Genomic DNA, 25,660 nt, shown 5'->3' on the forward strand with positions numbered 1-25,660 from the left:
TCTTATAAGAACTATATATATTTTGTCCTATTAATAATATACCTAATATTATTGCTAAATGTAGATATTTATTTTTTTTAATACTTTTTTTCTTATTAGAAGTTAAATTTTTCTGTTTTTCAGTTCTATTATCTTTCTTAACTACATCTTTAGTTTCATCAAATTTAGAGTGTTTAATATTTCTATGTAAAAATTCACTCTCATCAATATCTACATCTGCATTACTTTTGATTTGTTTATTATATGTATCTAATATATTATTCTCTTGGTTTAATAAATGATTTTCTTTATCAATCCTTTTTAACACTTCTAAACATTCATCAAATTTTATGTACTCTTCTTCTTTATCATAAATCAAAGCAAGCAACTCATAAGGCTCTATTAAATCGCTGTATTGTTCAGTTATAAATTTAAAACCTTGTATAGCTTCTTTGTACATTCCTTTGTTTATGAATCTTATAAGCTGATTATATTTTTCAAAGAAAATTAAAAACTCCTCAGATGTAAGCATATTTATATACTTTTCACACAGAGCAGTTTTTTCACAAATGGAACTCTTATAGAAACTTTCTACAGCCTCATCAAAATTACATTTTAGTAGGTTTATAAGACCTATAAGATTTAAAATATCTACATCATTTGGGCTTAAATCTCTTGCTTCTTTTAAAAATTTTAATCCACTTGATATACAATTATTATTTATATTATCAATAGATTCATTATATAGAGCACATGAGTCTTTTTTATTGAGTTTTAATATATCTTTCTTTACATCATTTAAGTTTAAAATAAATACCACCTCATGCCATAAGTATTAATTGATTTTGTTTCTAAACAAGAGATTTTACCATGTCCTCTTCACTTACTATACTTGTTACTTTTACACCAAAGTTTAGGTCTACCACTACCACTTTTCCATAAGCCAGTACTTTATTGTCTATTAGTATTTCTACATCTTGGTCTGCTAAAGTATCAAGTTCAATAAGAGAACCTTTATTTAAATTTAAAATATCTCTCAAACTCATCTTAGTTCTTCCTATAACTACAGATAACTCTAACTTAAGGTCAAGTATTCTCTCTATATTATTTCTATTAGTTTCAGAAATTTCTAAAGCTAATTCATCATCTCCACCAATTTCTTTTTCACTTTTATCATTCAATAACATTTTTGCTTCTTCATCTGAAATAAGATTACTATTATCCATGACTACACCTCTTTTTTGACAGCATCATTTATTTTAACACCCTTTTTACTTGATATAAATCCTGGTGTTGCTGTGTATGATTTTGAATTTTCTACATATACATCTATATAATCATTTATCTTTTTATTTGTTACTATTACATCTCCAACTTCTAGTTTAAGTAAATCCTCAACATTAATTGATACTTTACCTATCTCTGCAATAACTGATAATTCTATATTAGATACACTATCATAGATTTTCTTAGTGAATTCTTCTGAATTATCTCCTGCATCCATATCTAAAAATTCTACTACAGAAATATTTTCCAACATGGCCTCTAAACCATTGTATGGGAAACAAAGTGAAACCGTACCAATATACTCATTATCATTTAGCACTTTTAAATCTACAACACATACAGGTGCAGTTGGTGAACACAATTGTGGTAAATTAATATGTGTGTGTGTATCTAATACTTGTATGTTTTCAAAGCCTTCAAATAAATGCATATTTCTTACTAAATCCTCCATAAGATGTAAAAGCACTTTCTTATCAAGTTCTGTAAGTTCTCTTTTAGTATCTATTATAACTCCATTTCCTCCAGATGTTATATCAATCCACATATCAGCTACACTTCTATCTATTCTAAAAGAAAAGTTTTTCATAATAGGTTCCATCGAATTTTGTACTACTAAACATGAAGATGTTACCCTATCTAAAAAAGTTTGATAATTTACTTGGTCTATATTCTCAACCACCATACTAGAATTACACTTAAGTTCATAAACTATATAGTTTTTATATTTTTTACAGAATTCAGCTAATAAAAAATTTAAACAAGTTAAATTTTCTCTTGAATAACTCTGAGGTTTGCCGAAATCATAATCTTTCATATCATACATGAATATTCCTCACCTTACATAATTATTTAGCTCTTAAATTATTAGCTATTTGCCACATTTCATCTGCTGTCTTTATGCCTTTTGAATTCATTTGAAATGCTCTTTGAGTAGCTATCAAGTCAACAAATTCGTCTTGTAAAGAAACATTTGACCTTTCTCTGTAGCCCTGAACTATATCCACCTTTCCAACTTGTTTGACTTGTCCTGCATCAGTTGCAACAAATAGGCTATCTCCTTCAGATATAAAATTTTGAGTTCCTATAGGTTCATATAAGTTTATCTTTCCTATTTTCTTATTATCTACAGATAAATCTCCATTTCTTGAAACTGTTAAGTTTGTATTATTTATATTTGTATTATTATAGTTATAACCTGCATCAAATTGAACATCTAATATATTTCCATTATCATCTACAATCTTACCTAAAGCATCTACATTAAATCCACCATTTCTTGTATATGCATATGTACCACCATTTCTTATTACTCTAAAAAATCCTTCTCCATCTATTGCCAAGTCGCTTTTACTATTTGTTGGAGCTAATGCTCCTTGTTCATAATTTCTCATAGGAGCTGAGACTTTAGAACCAGTTCCAGTTGATATATCTTTACCATTTGTGGGATATGATGGTCTATTTAATACTTCATCTACTAAATCAGAATATTCTATATTTAGCTTTTTATATCCTGTGGAATCATTATTTGCTATGTTATTAGATATTATATCTAGTTTACTTTGATTTGCTGATAAAGCTGTTTTACTAGTATAAAACATTGTGTACATAAAAATTCACCTCCTATTATTTATCTTACTGAACCAATCTCGCTTGCTATTTTTGCTAATTTAGAATCCATAGCTTGAATTATCTTTTGATTTGCTTCATATTCTCTTGAAATTGTCATCATATTGTTGATTTCAGATACCATATCCACATTAGATGACTCTATAGCATTTTGTATTGTATATGCATTATTTGCTTTTATAGCTCCTTCTCCAGAATACAGGTTATCGCCTTCTTTTTTTAGCTTATTATAGTCATTAAAATCTACCATATTAAATTTGTACATAGCATTTCCGTCCAGTGATATTGTATTATCCTTTGCTACTTCAAACTTTTTATTTCCTACATTTATATGACCCACAGCACCAGTTACAGTATTTGTTCCAAGAACATAGTATCCTTCACTAGTTATAAGGTCTCCTTGATTATCTGTCCTAAAATTCCCATTTCTAGTATAAAACTGATTCCCAGCTGCATCACTAACCAAAAAGAACCCCTTACCTTGAATAGCTACATCCATTTTATTATCAGTCTGTTTTATAGGACCTTGGTTAAAATCTGTAATAGTTTCATCCATAGAAACACCTGGACTTATTTTTCCTATCTCTTGCTTTTGTTTAGTTCCATTTGCATAATTATTGTAACCTTCTAATTTCAATTCATCAAAACTTTTGGTTAAAAGCTGTTTACTTTTATAGCCATTAGTATCCATGTTGGCTAGGTTATTGACAACAACATTTTGCTTTTGTTGATTTGTTATCATAGCAGAAACTGCTGTATATAATCCTCTTATCACATTATGACCTCCTTTTTTGTAAATTGTTCAACAAGACTATTTATTCTAAAACTTTCATCTCACTTGCATATTTCATACCTAGTGCTCTGGCCTTTTTTTCTATCTCTGCTTTACTCATATCATTATTACTAAAAAGCATTATACATAAAGTTGATATTAATATACCAATCCCTATTCCTAAAAATACTTTTTTATCAAATAATAACATTCTTATATTTTGTAACAACTCCTTATTAATGACAGTTCACCCTTTCCAATATCTAGCATCTTGCATATTTCCACATCATCATAACCAGAATTTATAAGATGTTTCACTTTAAGAGATAGCTCATTTTCTTGTTTTATTTCCTGTTTTGATTCTATAAATATATCTTCTTTTTTTTCTTCATTGGTTTTCATTAAGCTATAATTTTCATAAATTTTTATATGATTATTACTTCTTATTTCAGCAAGTACTTTATCTAAAAAAAATCTTCTTTTTTCTGCAACTATCAATCTATCATTTGCCTCATATTCCTGTTCAAATATTTTATCAAAGTACCTGTTATCTTTATTTTTTGATTCATTATGTAAATTTGCAATTATAGTTACTATTATCAAAATAGACACTACTATTAATATAATTTGTATCATCACATCAATCACCATCTATATAGAATATTTAAGTTCTTTTATTTTGTTTCTTAGGTTTCTTATTGATTTTCTGTGGAGTTGTGAAACTCTTGATTCTGAAACACCCAGCACTTTCCCTATTTCCTTTAGATTTAAATCTTCATAATAGTACAGTGAAAGTATCAATTTTTCCTTTTCCCTTAAATTACAAATTGCTTGAGATAAAATTTCTAGTTTTTCTTCTTCCTCTATTACATTTGCTGGAATATCTTCCTCTCTGTCACTTATTGTATCTTGTACAGTTTCATTTGTATCTTCAAAGATTACATGGTTTAATGACACAATATTTAGCATATCTATATTATTTTCAATATCATAAAGTTCCTTTTCTGAAATATTTAATTCATTTGCAATTTCATATGAAGTTGGCTCTCTTAATAACTCAGCCTGTAATTTTTCTACTACTCTATTATATTTATTTACTTTAGTTAAATTGTGCTTAGAGATTGGACTTTGATTTCTAATTTCATCTAATATAGCTGATTTTATTTTTATATAAGAGTAACTAGAAAATTTTGCTCCTTTTTCAACATCAAATTTATTTATTGCATCAATCAATCCAATAACTCCACTATTTACTAAATCTTGATATTCAAAGCCTTTCCCAGGTATAAAAAATTTTCTTGCTATACTCTTTACAAGAGGCATATTCTCTTTTATTAATTCTTCTCTATTCATTAACTACGCCTCCTTAGCTTTTAAATATACTAAACATTTTTCTTAGTAGACCCTTATTCTCATCAATATCTTCTCTTGACTGACTTACCATTCTCTTTGCTATAGATATAATACACTTTGAAGCGCTACTTGTAGGATATTCCAGAATAAATGGTATCTGCTTTTTTACACATATTCCTACTTTTTTATCATCTATTATATATCCATATAGCTCTAAATTAAGATTTAAAAATTTGTCTACAACCATCTTTATTCTGTTGTATGTAGATTTTGCCTCTTCTAAATTTATTACTCTGTTGATTATTATGTTTGCACTTCTCTTTATACCGAAATTACTTATAGCCTTTAGTAAGCTATATGCATCAGTCAATGATGTTGGCTCTGGAGTTGTTATTAAGAAAAATTCAGTACTACAATATATAAATGACAATAGACTTTTACTCATACCAGCTCCTGTATCAATTATTATAAAATCGACATCATGAATCTGTTCTATGCTATGTATAAACTTATTTCTTTGAGCTTCTGTAAAATCTTCTATATGATTAAGTGCAGAACCTCCAGAAATTATATTCACACCATATTTAGTTTGTGAAATTATATCTTCTATATTTTTTTCTCCATTAATTACATCAATTATCGTACCTTTTACATTTACACCCATTATTATATCTATATTTGACATTCCTATATCTGCATCTAATATAAGAACTTTTTTATTAAGCCTAGTCAAGCAGATAGACAAATTTGTAGCAAGATTACTCTTTCCAACACCACCTTTCCCAGAAGCTATTGTAATTATCTTAGGTGCATTCCCATTATCTACTATAAATTCATCAAGTCCTTTTTTTTCTATTGCCATCTTTCTCAAGATTTGAGCTTGGTCAATCATATACTTTCAACTCCTAATAGTAATCTTATAATCTTATCTTCATTAGGTTTTATAATATCATCAGGAACATTTTGCCCTATTGTAATATATGATATTGGTTTTTGTGCATAATTCACTATGTTAAAGATGGAACCATATGTGATTGTTTCATCTAGCTTTGTAATTATTAAACTTTTAAAGTTCACATTTTTATATGAATCTATAATTGCTTTTGTATCATTTTCTCTTGTTGTGCAATTCAAAACTAAGTGTATATTATCAGTTTCAGCTTTATCTATGAGATTTTTGATTTCTAGTATTTGCATAGAATTTTTATATCCTCTACCTGTGGTATCTATTAATACAACATCACAATCTTTCATCTCATCAAGTGCCAACTCCATCTCATCAGGGCTTATTACTCCTTTAAAAGGAATATTCATTATGTCAGTATATATCTTTAACTGCTCTACAGCGCCAATTCTATAGGTATCTATAGTTATTACACCTACTTTTTTATTTTCCTCAAATACTAATTTTGCAGCTAACTTTGCTATTGTAGTTGTCTTACCTACTCCTGGTGGTCCAACTAGAGCGATTTTCCCATTTATCGTTGGATTTTCTATTTTAATCTTTTTCTTTAGACTTTCCACTAAATTTTTACTTGTATCAATTCCATTGAACTTCATTTCTTGTAAGTCAGTTCTTATGGACTCTACAATTTCTTCATTTAACTCTAGATTTAGTAGGTTCTTACATATTTTATCTATATCATTGTCATTCTTATTATCAAACCCCATATTACTTATAATTGACTTTAATTGTTCTACCTCTCGTTTCAAGTCATTTTGTTCTACATTATCTCTCTTTTCCCATCCGACAGTTAATTCGATATCTCTCTTAGAAAAAATACCTCGTATTCCAGATTTTCTTACCTCTTTTTTATCTATTAATGTAATATTATCACCCAATTCCATTTTGGCTAGATTCATAGCATCCTGAATTGTATCAGCTGTATACTTTTTCGTCATCATATATGCTCACCACACCTTCTGCTTTGATTTTAACATCATTAGGTATTTCATTTAATGATAGTACCGTCAAATTAGGATATACAATCTCAACTAGTTTTCTAAATGGTGCTCTTATCTTTGGTGATACTACTATTACTGGTATATTATGATTGAAATATACATTACCTATTACATCTTGTATACTCTCAAATATTTTGTTTGTATTTTCTGGGTCAACGGCTGGATAAGTTCCATTTACAGACCTTTGTAAATTATTGGATACTAATTCCTCAGTTTCTGGAGATAATGTAGCCACTACAATTGACTTATCTTCATCCACCAAATTCGTACAAATACTTCTAGCTAAAGCTATTCTCACATATTCAGTAAGAAGCTCTATGTCTTTTGTATTTCGAGACTGGTCTGCAAGTGTTTCAAGTATTGTAACCCTATCCTTTATATTTACTTTTTCTCTCAACAGATTTTTAAGTACTTTTTGAACCTCACCAAGTGTCATTAAATCTGGTATCAATTCATCAACTACAGCACTATAATTTTCTCTTGCTGCATCTATAATAGTCTTAACTTCTTGTCTTCCCAGCAATTCATGTGCATTGGATTTTATTATATCTAGTAAATGGGTTATAAGTATTGTGGATGAATCTACAACTGTATAACCTTTTAACTCTGCATCTTCTACCTTATCACTTTCTATCCAAAGTGCCTCTATTCCAAAAGTAGGCTCAATTGTCTTTATTCCAAATATATTAAAACCTTGATTCATAGGGTCCATACATAAAACCATATTAGGCATTATCTCATATCCACCAACTACATTACCTTTTATCTTTATATTGTATTGGTTCGGATTTAATTGTAAATTATCTCTTATTCTTATAGGTTGTACAACGATACCCATGTCTATGGCACATTGTCTTCTTATTGATGCTATTCTCTGAAGTAAATCTCCTCCTGCTGATTCATCAGCTAGAGATATTAAGCCATATCCAATTTCTACTTCTATAGCTTCTACATTTATTAAGTTTGTTACATCTTCTACTTCGTTTTTGTCTGGATTTACCATATCAGGTTTTTCAAAATCTAAATCTTCTAAGGTATCCTTCTTTTCTCTTCCTAAGAAGTAACCTGCTGCTATTGCACCTATTCCCAGTGAAAAAAACGCTGGTTTAGGTAATCCAGGCATCATACCAAGTACAATTAAAACACATCCAGTCATCATTATTGCTTTTGGTATTGCTGTTAATTGCTTACCTACTAAGTCACCAAAGTTTTCATCAGTCGAAGCTCTTGTTACGATTATACCAGCTGATGTAGATATTAGTAGAGCTGGTATCTGGCTTACAAGTCCATCACCTATAGTAAGTCTTACATAAGTCTGAGCTGCACCCATAAGAGTCATGTTTAGCATTACAGCTCCTATTACAATTCCTCCTATTATGTTTATTGCTGTTACTATAAGACCTGCTATAGCATCTCCTTTTACAAACTTATTTGCACCATCCATAGATCCATAAAAATCAGCTTCTTGTTGGAGTTCTTTTCTTCTTTTTCTAGCGGTTTTGTCATCTATAACTCCTGCATTTAAATCTGCATCTATACTCATCTGCTTCCCTGGCATGGCATCTAACGTAAATCTAGCTGTTACTTCAGATACTCTTCCAGAACCATTAGTTATAACGACAAATTGAACAATTAATATAATTAGGAATATAATTATACCTACTACGTAATTTCCACCTACAACAAAACTTCCAAATGCCTCTATAACTTCACCTGCATATCCTTGAGTTAAAATCAATCTAGTTGATGAAAGATTTAATCCCAATCTAAATAGTGTTGTAACAAGTAACACTGTTGGAAATATAGATAAATCAAGTACATTTGTTGTAAATAATGTCATTAATAAAATTAGCACAGATAAACTTATGTTAATTGCCAGTAAAATATCTAATATAAATGTAGGTAATGGCACTATCATCATAAGAACAATTCCTACGACACCAAAAGCCACTATTACGTCCATATGTTCCTTTAGATTAAACTTATTCATTACTTATCCTACCTTTTTGGGACTTTGTATCTATTTTTGATTTTATATACTGCTACTAATATCTCTGCAAAAGCTTGATACATGTCCTCTGGAATTTCTTGGTCTATTTCTACTTGCTTATATAACAACCTAGCGATAGGTTTATTTTCTATTATTGGGATATCATTTCCCTTTGCGATTTCCCTTATTTTAAAAGCTAAATAATCTGCACCTTTTGCCACTACTACTGGAGCTTGGTCCTTTCCTTTTTCATATCTCACTGCTATAGATAAGTGAGTTGGATTGGTTACTATTACAGTAGCGCTTGGTACTGCTTGCATAGTCCTTTGAGATGAGATTTGTCTTTGTTTTTGTTTTATTTTAGCTTTTATTTCTGGGTCCCCTTCTGAGTTTTTATATTCATCTTTAATTTCTTGTTTTGTCATTCTAAGTTGCTTTTTATGACTATATCTTTGATAAAAATAGTCTGCAGCTGCTATAACTATCATAGCTATGCAAATTTTACTTAATATAGAATATACTAAGTCTTTAATTGTATACATTAAAGTTGGAAGATATATATTACCTAGCTTTAAGATATCTAAATAATTATCTTGAAAGAATTTATATCCTATGTATGCTAAGACAGATATAATCGCTACATCCTTTATTAAAGTTGATAAACTTCTCATGGAAAACATATTTTTGAATCCACTAACTGGATTTAATTTTGATAGATTTGGTTTCAAAGTTTCCCCAGTAAACAATATTCCCACTTGAAACAGGTTAGCTACTATACCTAAAACCAAGAATGGAATAGCTATTGGCAAAAATATCTTAAAAAAATCCATTAATCCCACTATAACTAAGTTTTCTAGATTTGAATAATTTATGTCCATATAAAAATTCACACTTAAAAAATGATTAAGTGAAGATTTAAGTGTATCCACTACATATGAAAATAATGTAGGGACTAATAAAGTGAATGCAAATAGAGTCATTGCAACGGGTAATTCTCTACTTTTTGCTATATTACCTTTTTTTCTTTGTTCTCCCTTTTTCTTTGGAGTGGCTTCTTCTGTTTTATCTGCTGAACCCATAAAAAACATGGGGGCTAGTGCAAAAGTTCCCTCATACATCTTTGGTATCTGACTCAATAAGTGACTTATTTGGTTGACAATTAAAGGTATTGATATGATAAATAGTGCTATACCAACCAATATTTTTAATGGCATACCAACTATCATTACGTTTAGTTGAGGTACACTTCTTGATATAAGACCTAATATAAAATCTGCCATAAGCAGACAAAGTACAATAGGTATTGCTATTTTGAATCCAGTTATAAAGCACTGCACAAATATGTTTATTATATAATCTATATTATTATCTACAAATGATTTTCCTATTGGAATTAACTCAAAACTATACCTTATACCTCGAATTAAAACATGATGCCCATCCATGCTAAAAAATATCATTATTGCTGTCCAGTTCATAAGATTATCAATTAAAGTTGTTTGAGCCATTGAATTTGGGTCAAACATATTAATCATTGATAATCCCATCTGTTGGTCCATCATAGAACCTGCCATTCTGATACTATAAAAACATAGATTAGTTATATATCCGAGAATAATCCCTGTTATCGTCTCATTTATACCATATAACGTAAACATTACAATATTATCTACATTTGTTGCATATTCAATTTGCATAGTACTTGAAATCAATATTGATATAATGATTGCAAAAAGTGACTTAAATAAAGCAGGTGTACCAGCTGGAAATAGTATTCTCAATGTTCCGAAGAAGGCTACTATTCTAATAAATACAAAAATCATATGCACCCTACCTACTTAGTTATAAGAGATATCATATTGAATATCTCAGAAGTAAAATTAATAAGAGTATGTAACATCCAGCTTCCACCAATAGCTACTACTAAAAGAATTGCTATTAGTTTTGGTACAAAAGTCAATGTTTGCTCCTGGATTTGAGTTGTAGCTTGAAACACACTTATTAAAAGTCCAACTACAAGAGAAACAATTAGTACTGGAGCTGCAATCATAGCTCCTGTAAACATGCCATTTTTAAGAACACTCATTATCATAAATTCACTCATACTATTTTTCTCCTATCCAAATCCCAATATCAATGTTTTTACTATCAAGTTCCATCCATCTACCATTACAAATAATAACAACTTAAATGGTAATGATATCATGACTGGAGGCAACATAAACATTCCCATAGACATCAAAACACTTGCCACAACAAGGTCTATTATCAAAAATGGTATGTATATTAAAAAACCTATTTGAAAAGCAGTTTTTAACTCACTTATCGCAAAAGCTGGAACTACAACAGATAAGGGTATATTTTCACGAGTTAATTTTTTTTCTTTTAACCCTGCCTGTTCTACAAATAAATCTAAGTCAGTTTGTCTAGTTTGCTTTAATAAAAACTCTTTAATAGGTACTTCTGCTTCCTTCATAGCTTTTTCCATAGTGATTTCTTCTTTAATATATGGTTGTAATGCCTTTTCGTTTATTTCATTTAATACTGGTCTCATTATAAATATTGTCAATACTATTGCAAGCCCTACCAAAACTTGACTTGGAATTGCTTGTTGTGCTCCTAATGCTGATTTCAAAAATGATAAACTTATGACTATTCTAACAAAGCTTGTCATCATGAACATTACAAATGGTAAAAACATTAATGCAGTTAGAAATAAAAACAATTGCATTGAACTTGTATATGGTACGTCAGCCAAAGGTAATTTTGATAATAGTTCCATTTACTTATCTTCCTTTTTTGTAAATTTTCCAATATATCTACTGAAATCATATTTTGCTTTGATTTTTTCCATTTTAAAGTCTTGGATTTTAAAATTTCTTTCTTTAATGTCCTCTTCTATTTTTGATATTTCTTCTTTGGTCAAATCTTTTATCTTATTCATACTAGCTGAAGAAGATGCAATAATACATCCTTCTTCACCTATTTTTAAAATTATTATGCTATTGTTTTTATTTATACTTACAATGTCTAGTATTTTTACATATTTATCATTGTATTTTTTTAATAAAGTTCCCTGGCTAATTTTTAAAGATAAGACTATCAATATTAAAATTATTGGAATACATATTAATATCTTTAATAAATAAAGTATCATGTCTTACCATCCTTTTATTGTACTACTATATTTGTGAAATATATGTTTTGTATTACATTTCCACCTAAATTTGTATTTAAAGTATTTTTTATTTCATCTTTTATATTATCTAAATTCTCAGCAACAAAATCATCTGCTCTTTTTGCCATTAGGCAATTTATGATATTATCTCTAATTAGAGGTGTATTCTTTTCTATATCTTTATATGAAGCATCATAAGAAACAGTTATTGATACCTTTAAATATCTTACACCTTCATCAGCTAGCTTCAATACCATTTCTTCTAAATCAAGATTTTCTGTTTTTATTTCATCTTTACCTTTTCCTGTTGGAATAAACAAACCTATAATCTTATCAATTTGTCCACTTCCACCTTTACCTAATATAAAAAACCCTGCTCCTGCTGAGAAAACAATCAGTATCAAAATAATTAGAATAATTTTTTTATTTTTGAACAAAACTCTTCCTCCTAGTCGATAGTTATAAGTATATTAACTCTTCTATTTTCAGCTCTTCCCTTTGCTGTATCATTTGAAACCAAAGGTTGATACTCTCCACATCCTGTTGCTGAAAATAGTTTAGGGTCCATGCCCTTTTCTTCTACAAAGTATCTTACAACACTTACTGCTCTACTAGAAGATAAATCCCAATTGGACTCATGTGTACTTGATTTTACAGGTACATTATCAGTATGACCTTCTATAACTATCTTATTTTTCATCATTTTTATCATGTCATATACTTTATTTAGAGTAGCTTTACTATCAACTTTTAACTCCGAAATCCCAGAGTCAAATAAGATTGAGTCATCTAACTCTAATAAAATCCCTCTACTATCATCCTTAACTGTTACACTATTTTGTAAGTTAGAATTATTAACCTTATCTTTTAAATCTTGTTCTAAATCTGACTTATCATTTTTATCCACTAAAACACTATCTATTGGAGACTTCGCACTTGTACTTGAACCTGTGTTAAACATACTTACTCCAGAAAACTGACCTTTTAATGCATTCGATATATTTTTAAATTTTTCCATGTCTACAACTGATGTTGCATATAGCAATACGAAAAAAGTAAGAATTAGAGTTATTGTGTCTGCATAAGTGGCCAACCATGCATCTGGATTTATCTCATCTTTTTTTTTATTTTTTTTACGCGCCATTACTAATTACTCTTTCTGTATTTTTATTAGATTTCAAGAACTCTAGTCTTTCACTTCTTGAAAGATATGTTGCTAATCGTTCTTCAACTACTATACTGCTTTCGCCAGATTGTATACTTATTATACCTTCCAGCATCATTTCTTTTATGTAAACTTCTTTTTCCGTTTTTTCATCTATGTTATATGCAATTGGATTTAAAGCAATATTTGCAAGTAGAGAACCATAAAATGTTGTGATTAATGCTTTTCCCATACCAGAAGCAATCAAATCTGGTGATGTAAGGTCAGATAACATTTGTATAAGACCTATTAGAGTCCCCAACATTCCAAATGCAGGTGCAAATGTTCCCCAAGTTTTAAATATCTTTGAGTATCTGTTATTTGTATCTTCAACAGAATCTATCTCTAATTCTAATATAGACCTTATTTCATTGACTTCCAGACCATCAATACATAGCTCTAATCCTTTTTTCATAAATGGGTCTTGTATTTTCATTACATCACTTTCTATTGATAAAAGACCTTCTCTTCTCGCTTTTTTTGAAAGTGTTTTAAATTGATTTAATAAGTCTAATCTTGATATACTCGTTGTTTTAAATGAGTATTGTAGTGCATTTTTTATAAGTTTCATGTCATCAATAGTAAATGTAATCATCAATGCTCCAAATGACCCAAATACTGTTATTAATATAGATGCAAAATCAAAAAAACTTTTTAATCCTGAACTACTTCCTTTTACTGCTCCAAATAAAACTAATACTGTAGATAATATTAGTCCAATGAATGTCAGTGAATCTGTTTTTTTCATTACTTTTCGCTCCTAATATAACCTACATTTATTTTCCTTTTATATTTTATTACTTTATCTACTATCTCGTCTACAGACTCTTTTACAAGATTTTTTTCTCCTGTTGTGAGTAATATTCTACTTTCTGGCACTGAGTCAATTCTTACTATAAGGTCTGAGTTTAATATGTAGCTTCTTCCGTTTAAATCCGTTACTCTTATCATACTATGTACCTACTATCTCTTAAGACTTATTATTTCTTGAAGTATCTCATCTGATGTAGATATTATTTTACTGTTTGCTTGGAAAGACCTACTTGCTATTATCATTTCTGTAAATTCTTCTGCTATATCTACATTGGAAGCTTCTATTGCTCCTTGTATTATTGTTCCTGTAGCTCCTGCTACTTGTGGGTCTCCTGAGTTTGCTGATGGCTTGTATAGGTTTCCTCCTTCTGCGTCTAGTCCTGCTGGATTTTGGAATGCATATGTTTGTACTTTTTGAATCTTACCATCATTAATATTTAAACCAGATGCATCTCCTACTTTTTTACCATCAGGTATAGGATATACAAACTGTGTTCTTTGACCATCACTTAATAAAAATTCTACAGTACCATCCTTTGATATATTGTACTCTAGTACATTTTGGACTGTTCCATCTTTAGGACTTACGCTTTGAAGTGGTATTACAATAGGTTCTTTTCCTTCTGCAGTAGCATTTTTAGTAAATTCACCAGTAGTAGCATCATACGTACCCTTATAAACCTCGCCTTGTAACATATACCCATCACCATTTACAAGTCTTCCACCTTTGATATTTTGCAAAGGTCCAGCTGCTGCTTTAAATCCTGTATCTAAGTTAAAAGAACCATCTCTTGTATACATAACTGTACCTTGTCTCACTACTGGAAGATACCCATCGCCATCTATCATCAAATCTGATGGTCTATTAGTTGGCTGTACATTTCCTTGTGTCATATCTTTATTTATACTTGATATCTTACTACCTACACCTACTTGTCCTAAGTTTGTTCCCCCTAACGCAGCTGTTGGAGCACTTGCATATAGTACAGTTTGATAAAATGAATCTGTTATTCTAGCTGAACTTTTCTTAAAAGCAGTAGTCCCAGCATTTGCTACATTGTTACCTATTACATCTAGTTTTGTTTGATTTGCTTTCATTCCACTTACACCTGAATACATTGCTTTTATCATGAATTTACCTCTTTTCTAATTTAATATTATTCTTGTTCTGGAGATTCTTGCTCTGGAGGGTTATTTTCTTCTCCTGAAGTTGTATCTACTTCTCCTATTTTAAGTAATTTTTCATATTTAACATCTACAGTTTTATCACTACCATCTACTTTCAGTTCTAAGTGTACCTCTCCATCTTTTATATATGTGGACTTTACTACACCTACAATGTTTTCATCTTCCTTCTCTTCTCCAGATACTTCTACTTCTTTACCAATTAATGACGTTGCCATACTCAAAGCAGAGTTTATTAGAGTAGAGTTACTTAAAGCTAAGAGTATATCTAGCTTGTCGTTCATAGCTGACATCTTTTCTAAAGTTGCAAACTGAGCTAATTGTGATACATACTCTGTTGGGTCTTGTGGATTCATTGGGTCTTGATTACCCATTTGTGCTACAAGTATTTTCATAAACAAGTCTTTATCAGCATCGTCACCCTGCCCTATAATTGGAGTTCCGTTGTCTGTTACTGTCTGATTTCCTTTACTTCTAACTTGTTTATTCGCAATATCATTAATATTTCTTTCAAGTTGGCTTAAGTTATTTGACCTATAGTTTCCTTGAGCCCCTGCTAAAGCTGTTGCCACTCCATACATACAGTATTACCCCCTTATTACGCTAATAAATCTACTCTTTCATCATCAATAAGATTTTCTTTAATATCATCTTCTATGACTATATTGTTACGCTTATTATTTGTATCCTGCTTATTCATATTTTCTTGGTTATTTTGTCTGTTCTGTTGTTCAAATGCTTTATCAAAAGTATCTGATGTACTTCTATTATCACTATGCATTTGCACTGATACATCTTTTATATTTACATTCGTAAGTTCAAGATGTTGCTTTAAATCTGTTATATTTTTATTTATAGAATCAAATACGTCTTTATTAAAAACAGTTACAACAGCTTTCATACTCTCATTATCTTTCAATAATTGTATGTTCATATCTCCCAATTCTTTTGGTCTTAATTTAATTGTTAACTCTTGTATATCATTTGTTTTCATATGTTTAATAGCCTTAATCGAATCATCCATGACGTTTGATTCTATATGTTTTAAATTAACATTATCGCTTTTAGTTTTGTTTATATCCATGCTTTTATTTATTACCTGACCCAAATTTCCGTTTTTATTTCCATTAACCCCTGCTAGTTTTTCCAAAATATCAGAACTATCATCTCTTTGCTTATTTGAGTTAAGATTGTCCATTCTATTACTATCAAAGTTGTATAAATCTATGCTTTTATTATCATCCTCTGTAGTTTTACTAATTACTTCAAAGTTTCCTTTAGCATTATTTTCTAAAAGTTCTCTTAACTTCATCATGTCTAAATTTTGCGCTTCATCAGATTTATTCACATTAGCTTTATTTAATTCTGCATTTTGGTTTGCAATCTTATTCAACATATTTTTATTAAGTTTAATTTCTTGTTTCAATTCATCTGATACATTTAGCTTTTCTATATCATTTAATATAGAATCTATATCTTTATCCTTTTTATCATTATTTTTTAAAATATTTAGTAATTGTTGTAAAATCTCATTAATCTTACTGCAATCTTTTTCATATGTACTTTTATCTTCTAAGTGATTACTTTTATCTTCATCTAAATGACACTCATTATCACTATCTTCTGGTTTATCTGAGCTAACATTTTGATTGCTTGTTTCTTTTCTATCTTTAACTGGTTTATTGTCTGTTGCCTTATACAAATTATCTTCAAATTTATTCTTTTTTACATCTTTATTCTTAGATGAACTTTTTTTATCCACAATATCTTTAATAACATTATAAGAATCTGCTTGTATCTTCATACAATAATATCCTCACTTCCTACTATTCTTATAGAACTTGTCTATTTCTCAAATAACTCATACTTGCAAACTCATCATTAGTTTTTTGTTCCTTTAAATTTTCTTCTCTATAATACTGTCCATACTTTTTCTCTTTTAGTTTTTCTAATGATTTTCTTTCTATCTGTTTGTCTATAAGCTGTTTTCTAGCTTTTTCAAGTTCATTTGTCGACTTATCCAGTTCCTCTGATAAATCCATTATAGAGTTATTTAGAGCCAACAAATAGTTAATAGTTATTTTTTGATTTTGAATACTATCGTTATCTTTACTTATAGAATATTTATTATAATTACTTTCTAAGTTTTCTAAATTATTCTCTATATCTATTTTTTTTTGTTGAATTTTAGCAAACTCCATTTTTATTTTTTCTTCATCTTTCATTTTTAAGTCTAAGACTTTCTGTAATCTAAACTTAAAGTTTTTATCCAATTCCATCACAACCTCTTCAAATATTTTTTTAAGTTATTTATTCAAATATTCTTTTCAAGCTACTTATAGTTTCGTTAAAAGAGCTCTTTTCATTTATGCCTTGTTTTAAAAAATTGATAATATGCTCATGATAATAGATTGCTTCATCTATTTTTTTATTGGTACCTGAAGCATATGCACCTATATTTATCAAATCTTCTGCTTCTCTATATTCAGAGAGCATATCTCTTGCAAATGATGCTATTTTTATATCTTCTTTTGAAGCAATCTCATTCATAAGTCTACTTAAACTATTCAAGACATCTATGGAAGGATAATGGTTCTTATTTGCCAAATCTCTAGATAGAACTATATGACCATCCAGTATCCCTCTTGTAGTATCTGCTATTGGCTCATTAAAGTCATCTCCATCAACTAATACTGTATAAAATGCAGTGATAGAGCCTTTATCTGATGTCCCTGTTCTCTCCATGAGTTTTGGTAAAATGGCAAATACAGATGGTGTATATCCTTTTTGTGCTGGTGGCTCTCCTATGGCTATTCCAACTTCTCTTTGTGCCATAGCAAATCTAGTCACAGAATCCATCATAAGTATTACTTTTTTCCCTTGGTCTCTAAAGTATTCGGCTATTGCAGTGGCTGTAAGGGCACCTTTAAGTCTAACTAATGGTGCTTTATCTGATGTCGCACATACAACAACAGATTTTTTCATTCCCTCTTCACCTAAGTCTTTATCAATAAAATCTAATACTTCTCTTCCTCTTTCTCCAACAAGGGCAATTACATTTACATCTGCTTTTGCATTTCTAGCAATCATGCCTAGAGTTGTACTCTTACCTACTCCACTTCCTGCAAATATTCCTATTCTCTGTCCTTCACCACAAGTAGTAAATGCATCTATTGCTCTTACACCTGTTTCCATTATATTGCGTATCTTTTTTCTCTTCATTGGGTCAGGAGGTTCATTATTCAAGTTGTATCTGTCCCCTAAAACAACTTCTGAGTTGTCTATAGGATTTCCAAGACCATCAAGTACTTTACCTAGTAAATTATCGCTACACATAACACTTAAAGGTATCCCCTTAGAAATAACTTTACAACCAGGTGCTATTAATGTTAACTCTCCTAATGCCATTAATATTACTTCTTTATCTTTAAAACCTACTACTTCACAATTCACTGTTTTGTTGACTTGATTGTATATAACACATAGCTCTCCAACAAAAGCTTTTATCCCTTCAACTTCTACAGTAAGCCCTATTATCTTCTTAACTCTACCTTCTGATATAGTAAGTTCTAAATTTTCTATTTTCTTATTTATTTTGTCAAAATCTATAGATATATCAGTTTTATACATACTTTATTCACCAAGCAATTCTTCTTTTAGTTTTTCCATAGCACAATCAATACCAACTATTATTCTTCCATTTTCCTTTTGTATAATAGCATTTCCTTTATCTATGCTATCATCTGCAATAACAAATACACTTGATTTTAATGATGTTTCTTCTTTAAATAATTCAAACTCTTTCTCTATATTATCTTTATAGAAAGAATTACATCTTACTATGAATGAACTACTTCCTTCATAATCTTGAATAATTTGCTTTAACAAATCACTCATAGATTCTTCATCTTCAAAGTGCTTTTTTAGAACAGAACTAGCCATATTAATAGCAAGTCTTATAATCTCTTTATTTTTTTCCTTTATGTACTCAGTCATTTTCTCATTAGCTTGTAATAAGATTAAATTTGCCTGATTTCTTATAGAATCTGCTTCATCTTTAGCTTTTTGGGTATACTCATTATATGACTCTTTATATCCATCCTCATATCCATTTTTCTGACCTTGACTATACCCTTTTTCATATGCTTGCTTTTCTATATTTTGTGCATTTATTTTTGCTTCTTCCAATATCTCATTCTTTTTTATCTCAGCAGATTCTATAGCTTCTTTTATTACTTCATCTCTAAATCTACAATCATTATCTTCGTTTATATTTGATTCTCCCACTCTAGCTTTATCTATTATAGATAAGTCCAGTACTCCTTTATATGATGCTTTCTCACTTTTAATAATTTTATTATTCAACAAAGTCATCACCAAAATTCCTTACAATAGTTATGGCACCTTCTCTTTCAAGTTTTCTTACAATACTTACTATTTTTTGTTGAGCACCTTCAACCTGAGTAACCTTTATGACACCAACCATTTCCATCTCTTCTTTAAGTGCTTCTGCTGCCCTAGAGGATTGATTTCTATATATAGCATCTGATATTTCATCATCCACACCTTTTAAAGCATATACTAAATCCTTCATAGTTACTTCTTTCAGTACTTTCTGTATGCTTATATCATCTAACTTGACAATATCTTCAAATACAAATATATTAGATTTAATTTGAGCTGCTAAAGCTGGGTCTTTTTCTTCAATAGTATTCAAAATATTCTTTTCTGTTTTTCTATCAGAATTAAGTAATATTTGAACTAGAGTAGCTATTCCTCCATAATCTTTAAACTCTTCACCACTTATTGAATGCAATTTATCCTCTAATGAGCTTTCAATTACACTTATAACTTCTGGAGATATTGAACCCATTGAACTTATTCTCATAGCTACCTCATTTTGTAAATCAAAATCTAAATAAGCTAAAACTTCTGCACCATTTTCAGGTTCCATATGTGCAAGTAAAATGGCTATAGTCTGTGCACTTTCATTTCTAAGTACTTCTAATATCTTCTTTACATCTAGTTTTATAATATGTTTAAAAGGTTTTGTACTTGTATCTATTGATATACCCTCAAGTAATTTACTTGCTTTGGCATTTCCCAAGGCATTACTTAACAATTCTTTTGCATATTCAAGCCCGCCTTCTATAACATAATCTTTCGCTTTATTTATTTCTACAAACTCTTTTAATATTTCTCTTCTTTCTTTTGAAGCTATTGAAGAAATATTTGCAATTTCCAGACCTATTTTTTGAACTTGTTTATCTGGTAGACTTTTTATTATATCACTAGCCACAGTTGGACCTAATGTCATTAACAATACAGCAGCTTTTTTTAAACCTTCACCTTCTACCTTTTCTTTCTTATCATTTTCACTTATATCACTTAAATCAAACGCACTAACATTTGTAATTTCCGCGGACACTTTCTATCCCCCTTACTCATTTAACCAAGTTTTTATTATCTCTGTGACTTGGTCTGGTTTTTCTTCTGCATACATTTTAACAGCTTCTTCTAATGTCAATTCTGGGTCATCCCCTAACAGAGGATTGTCTTTCTTATCAATAGAATTAGAATTAGTACTATAAACTTCATCTTCATAATCCATATCTTCTTGTTCACTTCTCTTTTTATATATTAAGTATCCAATAACACCTACTGCAACAACTGCTACTACTCCAACAACCGCTTTTATTATATTGTTCTTGAATCCTTCTTTTTTAATATCTTCCATTTCTTGTTTAGCTTCTGCCTTACCCTTAGGGTCAAATACCATTGAAACAACGCTAAGTGTATCTCCCCTCGCTCCATCCATACCTATAGCATTATTAACAATATCTTCCACATCAGCTTGAACACCTTTAGCTATTTTCCCGTCTATAGCAACAGAAGCTGTCAATCTTTTAAGTTCTCCAGGCGCAACTATAGTATGAGTTTCAATCTTACCTGTTTCATATTCAAAACTCTCATCCAAACTATCTTCTGTATTAGTACCATTTTTATTCCCTTGGTTATTCATATTAGCATCTACACCTTGGACATTATTTGTCGCAGATTTAGATGAATTTTTTGACCTTGTTTCCTTTATAGCAACTTTGTCAGGGTCAATTTTTATTTCAGTTTTTTCAGCTGTATCAAAACTCAAATCAGCATTTACTGTAGCTTTTACTTTTCCTGTACCAAATATTGGTTCTAACATGTCTAAAATAGATTTTTCTAATTGTTTATTCAGTGCTTGCTCAGATGCCTTATTTTTATCAATACTAATAGCACCATTTATCGGTTGATTGTTTTCATCAACTTCTTCATCGTCTAAGATGCCTTCAGATAATAAGTTCATTTTGTTATCAATAACTTGAACATTTTTCTCTGGTATATTTGTAACACTTCCTGATACAAGTGCCATAACAGATTTTATTTGATTTTTCTCTAAAGTAGTTCCTGGCTTTAGCATCAAATAAACTGCAGCGCTTCCTGGAACAGCTTCCTTCTCAAATACAGAAGACTCACCAAATGTTATATGTACTCTAGTATCTTCCACCTGAGGAAAACTCTTGATTGTTTTTTCTATTTCTCCTTGTATCATTCGTTGCTTCTTAATTTGAAACTCTTCATCGGTAAGACCTATTGATGAACTATCATCCATAAGTGCAAATCCTTTAGAACCACTTGTCAAACTTGGAGCTAACTCTAATCTCAACTTATCAACTTCTGTTCTAGGAACATAAATTGTACTTCCTTTTACCTTGGTATCTATCTTTCTAGACTCTAATTCTGCTGATATATCTGCAGCATCTTGAACATCTAGTTCTGAAAATAAGACTGCATACTTATTTTTGCTTGCAGATATTGCTGTAAATACTAGTGCTAAACATATAGCAACAATCCCTATCCCTAATGCTATCTTAGTACCCTTTTTTAGAGAACCTATTTTTGTCCTAGATTTAGCAACTTGCTCTTTAATCTTATTTTTAAAACTGGCTATCATTGATTATTACTCCTGTTCAAAAGGCTAAATTTGTACTTTATTCATTTCTTGATATGCATCATGAATCTTATTTCTAACTTCTATTAGATATTGCATAGATAGTTGTGCTTCTTGACCTATTAACATAACTTCATGCATAGAAACATCTTCGCCTTTTATAAATTTTTCTTTCATATCATCTGCTGTCACTTGTTGAAAATTAACTTTATCAATAGTATCTTTTATTACATCTTCAAAATTCTTTTTTTCTTCTTTATTATTAGTATTTAATGGTTTAGTTTCTCCAATTAAGTTCTCTAACTGTGCTCCTTGCACTAGGTTGTTAATCTGTGTAATTGGCATAATTTATCCCTACTTTCCTATTTCCAGTGCTTTTGCTATCATAGACTTCTGAGCATTTAATGTATCTATATTAGACTCATATGCTCGTGAAGCAGTTATTAAATCTGTCATCTCAACTAATATATTTACGTTTGGATATTCTACATATCCATTTGGCTTTGCATCTGGGTGAGATGGGTCGTATACTTCTTTAAGAGGTGATTTGTCATCTTCAACAGATGTGACTTTTACTCCTAACATACCTAATTTATTATCATAATTTTCTTCAAATGATACAATTTTTCTTCTATATGCTTCTCCATTTGGACCTCTTGTAGCATTTATATTAGCTACATTTGATGATATGATATCCATTTTCAAACTTTCTGCTGTTAATCCACTAGCAGAGATTCTCATCCCACTGAACACACTCATCTTCTAATTACCTCCCACTTATTATTGATTTGGTCATTGCTATTTTACCATTTGCAAAACCTATCAAAGCATTATATTGTAATGTTGTCATTGCTTGGTTTACTTTTTCTTCTTCTATATCCACATTATTGCCATCCACTCTTAAACCTTTAGAATTGTCTGTTTTTTCTTCTATTTTAGGCATGGCATCATTTAATGTTTCTTCAAAAGTTACATAGTGTTTCTTATAGCCTTCAGTATTTATATTTGCTATATTATTTGCTATTGCCTGACTTCTTAAATTAGTTGCATCTAATCCCATTTTTATAATGTCATATGTATTCATACTCACTCCTCCTCAAAATATATTTATCTACTATATTTAGTGATTAAAATTGAAGTTACTATATTTTGTAAAATAGCGACTTTTCTAGATAGTCTATCTTTATTTTTACTTATAGTTGGTAAAATATGTTATCATTTGTATTTTCTACTGTAATAAAGTGAACTTTAGCAACAAAATGACTGCCAAAAAGGCAGTCATTTTCGACTAATTCTGCGTATACAGTATACTTAGGATTCTTTTTGGCAACTGGCTGACATAGTTCGTATATACAAACCTTAGCCCCTATAGCTTTGCGTCACTAGATTTATCTAGTTTTGCCTATTTAGTTTTAATTTAAGTATACAATAAATAACAATTTTTTTAAATATTTTTTTTATGTATACTTAAATATTTTATTTTAAAAACTTAGTTATTATTAATTATACAGATTATAAATACTATATTTTACAATTTTATAATAAATTGTCTGAAAATATTTTTATTTTAGAAAAATATAAGACAAATCTCATCTTCATTCTATATTTTTCCATATATTTCAATTTTATTTATGTAATCTATCAGTATCTAAAAATATCAATTAACGAATCTTAAATAAACTATACATAAAAAATTTATTTATGGTATTATTACAATTAATTTAATATTCATTTATAATTTTAATTACATAACTAACTTCTTCATCTTTCATGCCGACAAATAAAGGTATACTAACAACTTTATTTGAATAATTTTCAGCTATATTAAAACTACCCTTTTTATATCCCAAATAAGCATATGCTTCAGATAGATGAGGCGGTATAGGATAATGTATTATAGACTCTATACCATTTTTCTTTAAGTATTCCATAAATGTCTCTCGTTTTTCAACTTGTAAAACAAATAAATGCCATACATGTGTACAGTTCTTTTCTATTTTTGGAAGTATAACTTTTGAATTGTTAATTTCATTAAGATATCTATGTACGATTTTTGACTTTTCATTTTCAATTTCATTAATATATTTAAGTTTTACTCTTAACAAACCTGCCTGAATTTCATCCAATCTTGAATTATATCCAACAAATTTATTATGATATCTCTTTTCCGAACCATAATTTCTAAGCACTTTCACTTTATCAGCTATTTCTTTATTACTCGTTACTATAGCACCTGCATCTCCAAATGCACCTAAATTTTTACTTGGATAAAAGCTAAAACATCCTACGTCTCCAAATGTCCCTGTCATTTTTCCATCATATTTAGCTCCATGAGATTGAGCACAATCTTCAATTAAATACAAATTATATTTTTTACATAATTCTTGTATCTCTTTCATTTTACTTGCCTGACCATATAAATGTACTACTAATATAGCTTTTGTCTTACTGTTTATCTTTTTTTCTATCTTAGATGAATCTATATTATAATACTCATTTGGTTCTACAAATACTGGATTTGCTCCATTTATACTAATTCCCATAACACTAGCAATATATGTATTTGATTGCACTATTACTTCATCGCCTTTACCTATCCCTAATGCTCTAAATGCAATTATCAGTGAATCTAAACCACTAGCTAAACCTACACAATATTTGCTACCTACATATCTAGCAAATTCTTCTTCAAAGTACTTTACTTCATTTCCAAGGATATAATATCCACTTTCCATTACATCCATAACCTTTTTTTCATATTCTTCTTTATGGATTTTAAATTGTTCTAATAAATTATTAAACTTAACTAACATAAAGTTACATCCTTACCTATCTATTATCTATGCTAAATTTATTTAATTAAGAAAATATCTGTCTGCATAGTAACTAGATAATATCTATATATTTTAAAAACTCTTCATAATCTCTGATATACTCATCTTCATTATAATGTTCAGAAGCTATTGAAATTAAAACAGTTTTCTCATCAAAATCAAACATTTCACGCCATACCCCAGGTCCTATATACAGTCCCACATCATTTTTGTTTAGAACAATGGTTGTATCTCTAACACCATCATAACATTTTATCTTAACACTTCCATTTAGGCAAACTAACACTTGCTCTAAAGTTTTATGAGCATGAAAACCTCTCTTTACACCATGTGGTACCCCATATATGTAATACACTCTCTTTATATCAAAAGGTATAACCTTATTTGATTCTAATGCAATTAAACTTCCTACGTCCTCACTTCCAATAGATTCAAACTTAATTAAATTGTACTTTTCCATAAATCTCCCTACCCTGTTTATAATAA

Annotated in this window: 31 protein-coding genes, 1 pseudogene and 1 riboswitch; all 32 genes and pseudogenes read right to left on the bottom strand. The window is 29.5% G+C overall.

All coding sequences use genetic code 11. The features are described 5' to 3' along the window. Positions 1-799: pseudogene (locus KGF52_RS04610) on the bottom strand (hypothetical protein); the annotation flags it as partial. Positions 800-830: 31 nt separating this feature from the next. After that, positions 831-1,205, bottom strand: coding sequence for a FliM/FliN family flagellar motor switch protein (locus KGF52_RS04615; RefSeq protein WP_227827751.1), 375 nt, complete (start codon positions 1,203-1,205; stop codon positions 831-833). A gap of 2 nt (positions 1,206-1,207) precedes the next feature. After that, a complete protein-coding gene (locus KGF52_RS04620; protein ID WP_227839283.1) occupies positions 1,208-2,089 on the bottom strand; it encodes a FliM/FliN family flagellar motor switch protein in 882 nt (293 codons plus the stop codon). A gap of 22 nt (positions 2,090-2,111) precedes the next feature. Continuing rightward, positions 2,112-2,873 (bottom strand): flagellar hook-basal body complex protein, encoded by a 762-nt coding sequence (locus KGF52_RS04625; RefSeq protein WP_227839284.1) that lies wholly within the window; start codon positions 2,871-2,873, stop codon positions 2,112-2,114. Between the two features lie 20 nt (positions 2,874-2,893). Then, positions 2,894-3,667 carry a flagellar hook-basal body complex protein gene (locus tag KGF52_RS21590; protein WP_227827754.1) on the bottom strand — a complete coding sequence of 258 codons (774 nt, stop codon included), beginning with the start codon at positions 3,665-3,667 and terminating at the stop codon, positions 2,894-2,896. Between the two features lie 40 nt (positions 3,668-3,707). Then, the gene (locus tag KGF52_RS04635) at positions 3,708-3,893 is read right to left on the bottom strand and encodes a flagellar protein (RefSeq protein WP_227839285.1); all 186 of its coding nucleotides are present in this window, start codon (positions 3,891-3,893) and stop codon (positions 3,708-3,710) included. Next, positions 3,878-4,300, bottom strand: a complete 423-nt coding sequence (locus tag KGF52_RS04640; protein WP_227839286.1) for a DUF6115 domain-containing protein — start codon at positions 4,298-4,300, stop codon at positions 3,878-3,880. The genes KGF52_RS04635 and KGF52_RS04640 overlap by 16 nt, the downstream gene beginning before the upstream one ends. A 15-nt stretch (positions 4,301-4,315) precedes the next feature. Next, on the bottom strand, positions 4,316-5,017 hold the full coding sequence (locus KGF52_RS04645; protein WP_227827757.1) for a sigma-70 family RNA polymerase sigma factor: 702 nt from the start codon (positions 5,015-5,017) through the stop codon (positions 4,316-4,318). Positions 5,018-5,030: 13 nt separating this feature from the next. Further along, the gene (locus KGF52_RS04650; protein ID WP_227839287.1) at positions 5,031-5,909 is read right to left on the bottom strand and encodes a MinD/ParA family protein; all 879 of its coding nucleotides are present in this window, start codon (positions 5,907-5,909) and stop codon (positions 5,031-5,033) included. Then, positions 5,906-6,919 carry a flagellar biosynthesis protein FlhF gene (flhF, locus tag KGF52_RS04655; protein ID WP_227839288.1) on the bottom strand — a complete coding sequence of 338 codons (1,014 nt, stop codon included), beginning with the start codon at positions 6,917-6,919 and terminating at the stop codon, positions 5,906-5,908. Before flhF ends, KGF52_RS04650 begins: the two co-directional genes overlap by 4 nt. Further along, positions 6,897-8,972 (bottom strand): flagellar biosynthesis protein FlhA, encoded by a 2,076-nt coding sequence (gene flhA, locus KGF52_RS04660; protein WP_227827760.1) that lies wholly within the window; start codon positions 8,970-8,972, stop codon positions 6,897-6,899. Before flhA ends, flhF begins: the two co-directional genes overlap by 23 nt. An 8-nt stretch (positions 8,973-8,980) precedes the next feature. Continuing rightward, positions 8,981-10,795: a fused FliR family export protein/FlhB family type III secretion system protein gene (locus KGF52_RS04665; RefSeq protein WP_227839289.1), complete on the bottom strand. Its 1,815-nt coding sequence runs from the start codon at positions 10,793-10,795 to the stop codon at positions 8,981-8,983. Positions 10,796-10,806: 11 nt separating this feature from the next. Further along, positions 10,807-11,076: a flagellar biosynthesis protein FliQ gene (fliQ, locus tag KGF52_RS04670; RefSeq protein ID WP_227827762.1), complete on the bottom strand. Its 270-nt coding sequence runs from the start codon at positions 11,074-11,076 to the stop codon at positions 10,807-10,809. Between the two features lie 12 nt (positions 11,077-11,088). Then, positions 11,089-11,754 carry a flagellar type III secretion system pore protein FliP gene (gene fliP, locus KGF52_RS04675; RefSeq protein ID WP_227827763.1) on the bottom strand — a complete coding sequence of 222 codons (666 nt, stop codon included), beginning with the start codon at positions 11,752-11,754 and terminating at the stop codon, positions 11,089-11,091. Next, a complete protein-coding gene (locus KGF52_RS04680) occupies positions 11,755-12,129 on the bottom strand; it encodes a flagellar biosynthetic protein FliO (protein WP_227839290.1) in 375 nt (124 codons plus the stop codon). 14 nt (positions 12,130-12,143) lie between these two features. Beyond that, positions 12,144-12,587 carry a flagellar basal body-associated FliL family protein gene (gene fliL / locus KGF52_RS04685; RefSeq protein WP_227839291.1) on the bottom strand — a complete coding sequence of 148 codons (444 nt, stop codon included), beginning with the start codon at positions 12,585-12,587 and terminating at the stop codon, positions 12,144-12,146. Positions 12,588-12,598: 11 nt separating this feature from the next. Next, positions 12,599-13,294 carry an OmpA family protein gene (locus KGF52_RS04690; RefSeq protein WP_227839292.1) on the bottom strand — a complete coding sequence of 232 codons (696 nt, stop codon included), beginning with the start codon at positions 13,292-13,294 and terminating at the stop codon, positions 12,599-12,601. Continuing rightward, entirely contained in the window at positions 13,284-14,102 is an 819-nt protein-coding gene (locus KGF52_RS04695; RefSeq protein ID WP_227839293.1) for a MotA/TolQ/ExbB proton channel family protein, read from the bottom strand. Before KGF52_RS04695 ends, KGF52_RS04690 begins: the two co-directional genes overlap by 11 nt. Then, on the bottom strand, positions 14,102-14,305 hold the full coding sequence (locus KGF52_RS04700) for a flagellar FlbD family protein (protein ID WP_054268815.1): 204 nt from the start codon (positions 14,303-14,305) through the stop codon (positions 14,102-14,104). Before KGF52_RS04700 ends, KGF52_RS04695 begins: the two co-directional genes overlap by 1 nt. A 12-nt stretch (positions 14,306-14,317) precedes the next feature. Then, on the bottom strand, positions 14,318-15,298 hold the full coding sequence (locus tag KGF52_RS04705) for a flagellar hook-basal body complex protein (RefSeq protein WP_227827768.1): 981 nt from the start codon (positions 15,296-15,298) through the stop codon (positions 14,318-14,320). Positions 15,299-15,324: 26 nt separating this feature from the next. Next, positions 15,325-15,933, bottom strand: a complete 609-nt coding sequence (locus tag KGF52_RS04710; protein WP_227827769.1) for a flagellar hook assembly protein FlgD — start codon at positions 15,931-15,933, stop codon at positions 15,325-15,327. A 17-nt stretch (positions 15,934-15,950) separates the two neighbouring features. Next, positions 15,951-17,156 (bottom strand): flagellar hook-length control protein FliK, encoded by a 1,206-nt coding sequence (locus KGF52_RS04715; RefSeq protein ID WP_227839294.1) that lies wholly within the window; start codon positions 17,154-17,156, stop codon positions 15,951-15,953. A 28-nt stretch (positions 17,157-17,184) separates the two neighbouring features. Beyond that, positions 17,185-17,631: a flagellar export protein FliJ gene (gene fliJ / locus KGF52_RS04720; RefSeq protein WP_227839295.1), complete on the bottom strand. Its 447-nt coding sequence runs from the start codon at positions 17,629-17,631 to the stop codon at positions 17,185-17,187. A gap of 31 nt (positions 17,632-17,662) precedes the next feature. Continuing rightward, positions 17,663-18,982, bottom strand: a complete 1,320-nt coding sequence (gene fliI / locus KGF52_RS04725) for a flagellar protein export ATPase FliI (RefSeq protein ID WP_227827772.1) — start codon at positions 18,980-18,982, stop codon at positions 17,663-17,665. 3 nt (positions 18,983-18,985) lie between these two features. Continuing rightward, positions 18,986-19,726 (bottom strand): FliH/SctL family protein, encoded by a 741-nt coding sequence (locus KGF52_RS04730; RefSeq protein ID WP_227827773.1) that lies wholly within the window; start codon positions 19,724-19,726, stop codon positions 18,986-18,988. After that, positions 19,710-20,780, bottom strand: coding sequence for a flagellar motor switch protein FliG (gene fliG / locus KGF52_RS04735; RefSeq protein WP_227839296.1), 1,071 nt, complete (start codon positions 20,778-20,780; stop codon positions 19,710-19,712). Before fliG ends, KGF52_RS04730 begins: the two co-directional genes overlap by 17 nt. A gap of 12 nt (positions 20,781-20,792) precedes the next feature. Further along, on the bottom strand, positions 20,793-22,343 hold the full coding sequence (gene fliF / locus KGF52_RS04740; protein ID WP_227839297.1) for a flagellar basal-body MS-ring/collar protein FliF: 1,551 nt from the start codon (positions 22,341-22,343) through the stop codon (positions 20,793-20,795). A gap of 24 nt (positions 22,344-22,367) precedes the next feature. Further along, complete coding sequence (gene fliE, locus KGF52_RS04745) at positions 22,368-22,685, bottom strand: flagellar hook-basal body complex protein FliE (protein WP_227827776.1); 318 nt, start codon at positions 22,683-22,685, stop codon at positions 22,368-22,370. A 9-nt stretch (positions 22,686-22,694) separates the two neighbouring features. Continuing rightward, positions 22,695-23,099 (bottom strand): flagellar basal body rod protein FlgC, encoded by a 405-nt coding sequence (gene flgC, locus KGF52_RS04750; protein WP_227839298.1) that lies wholly within the window; start codon positions 23,097-23,099, stop codon positions 22,695-22,697. Positions 23,100-23,106: 7 nt separating this feature from the next. After that, positions 23,107-23,424 (bottom strand): flagellar basal body rod protein FlgB, encoded by a 318-nt coding sequence (flgB, locus tag KGF52_RS04755; RefSeq protein WP_227434666.1) that lies wholly within the window; start codon positions 23,422-23,424, stop codon positions 23,107-23,109. 238 nt (positions 23,425-23,662) lie between these two features. Next, positions 23,663-23,753: riboswitch (cyclic di-GMP riboswitch) on the bottom strand. 308 nt (positions 23,754-24,061) lie between these two features. After that, positions 24,062-25,153, bottom strand: coding sequence for a DegT/DnrJ/EryC1/StrS family aminotransferase (locus KGF52_RS04760; protein ID WP_227839299.1), 1,092 nt, complete (start codon positions 25,151-25,153; stop codon positions 24,062-24,064). Positions 25,154-25,226: 73 nt separating this feature from the next. Next, complete coding sequence (locus tag KGF52_RS04765; protein ID WP_227839300.1) at positions 25,227-25,634, bottom strand: sugar 3,4-ketoisomerase; 408 nt, start codon at positions 25,632-25,634, stop codon at positions 25,227-25,229. Positions 25,635-25,660 lie beyond the last annotated feature (26 nt).

The organism is Clostridioides sp. ZZV15-6597, from assembly GCF_020657815.1.
Taxonomy (GTDB): domain Bacteria; phylum Bacillota; class Clostridia; order Peptostreptococcales; family Peptostreptococcaceae; genus Clostridioides.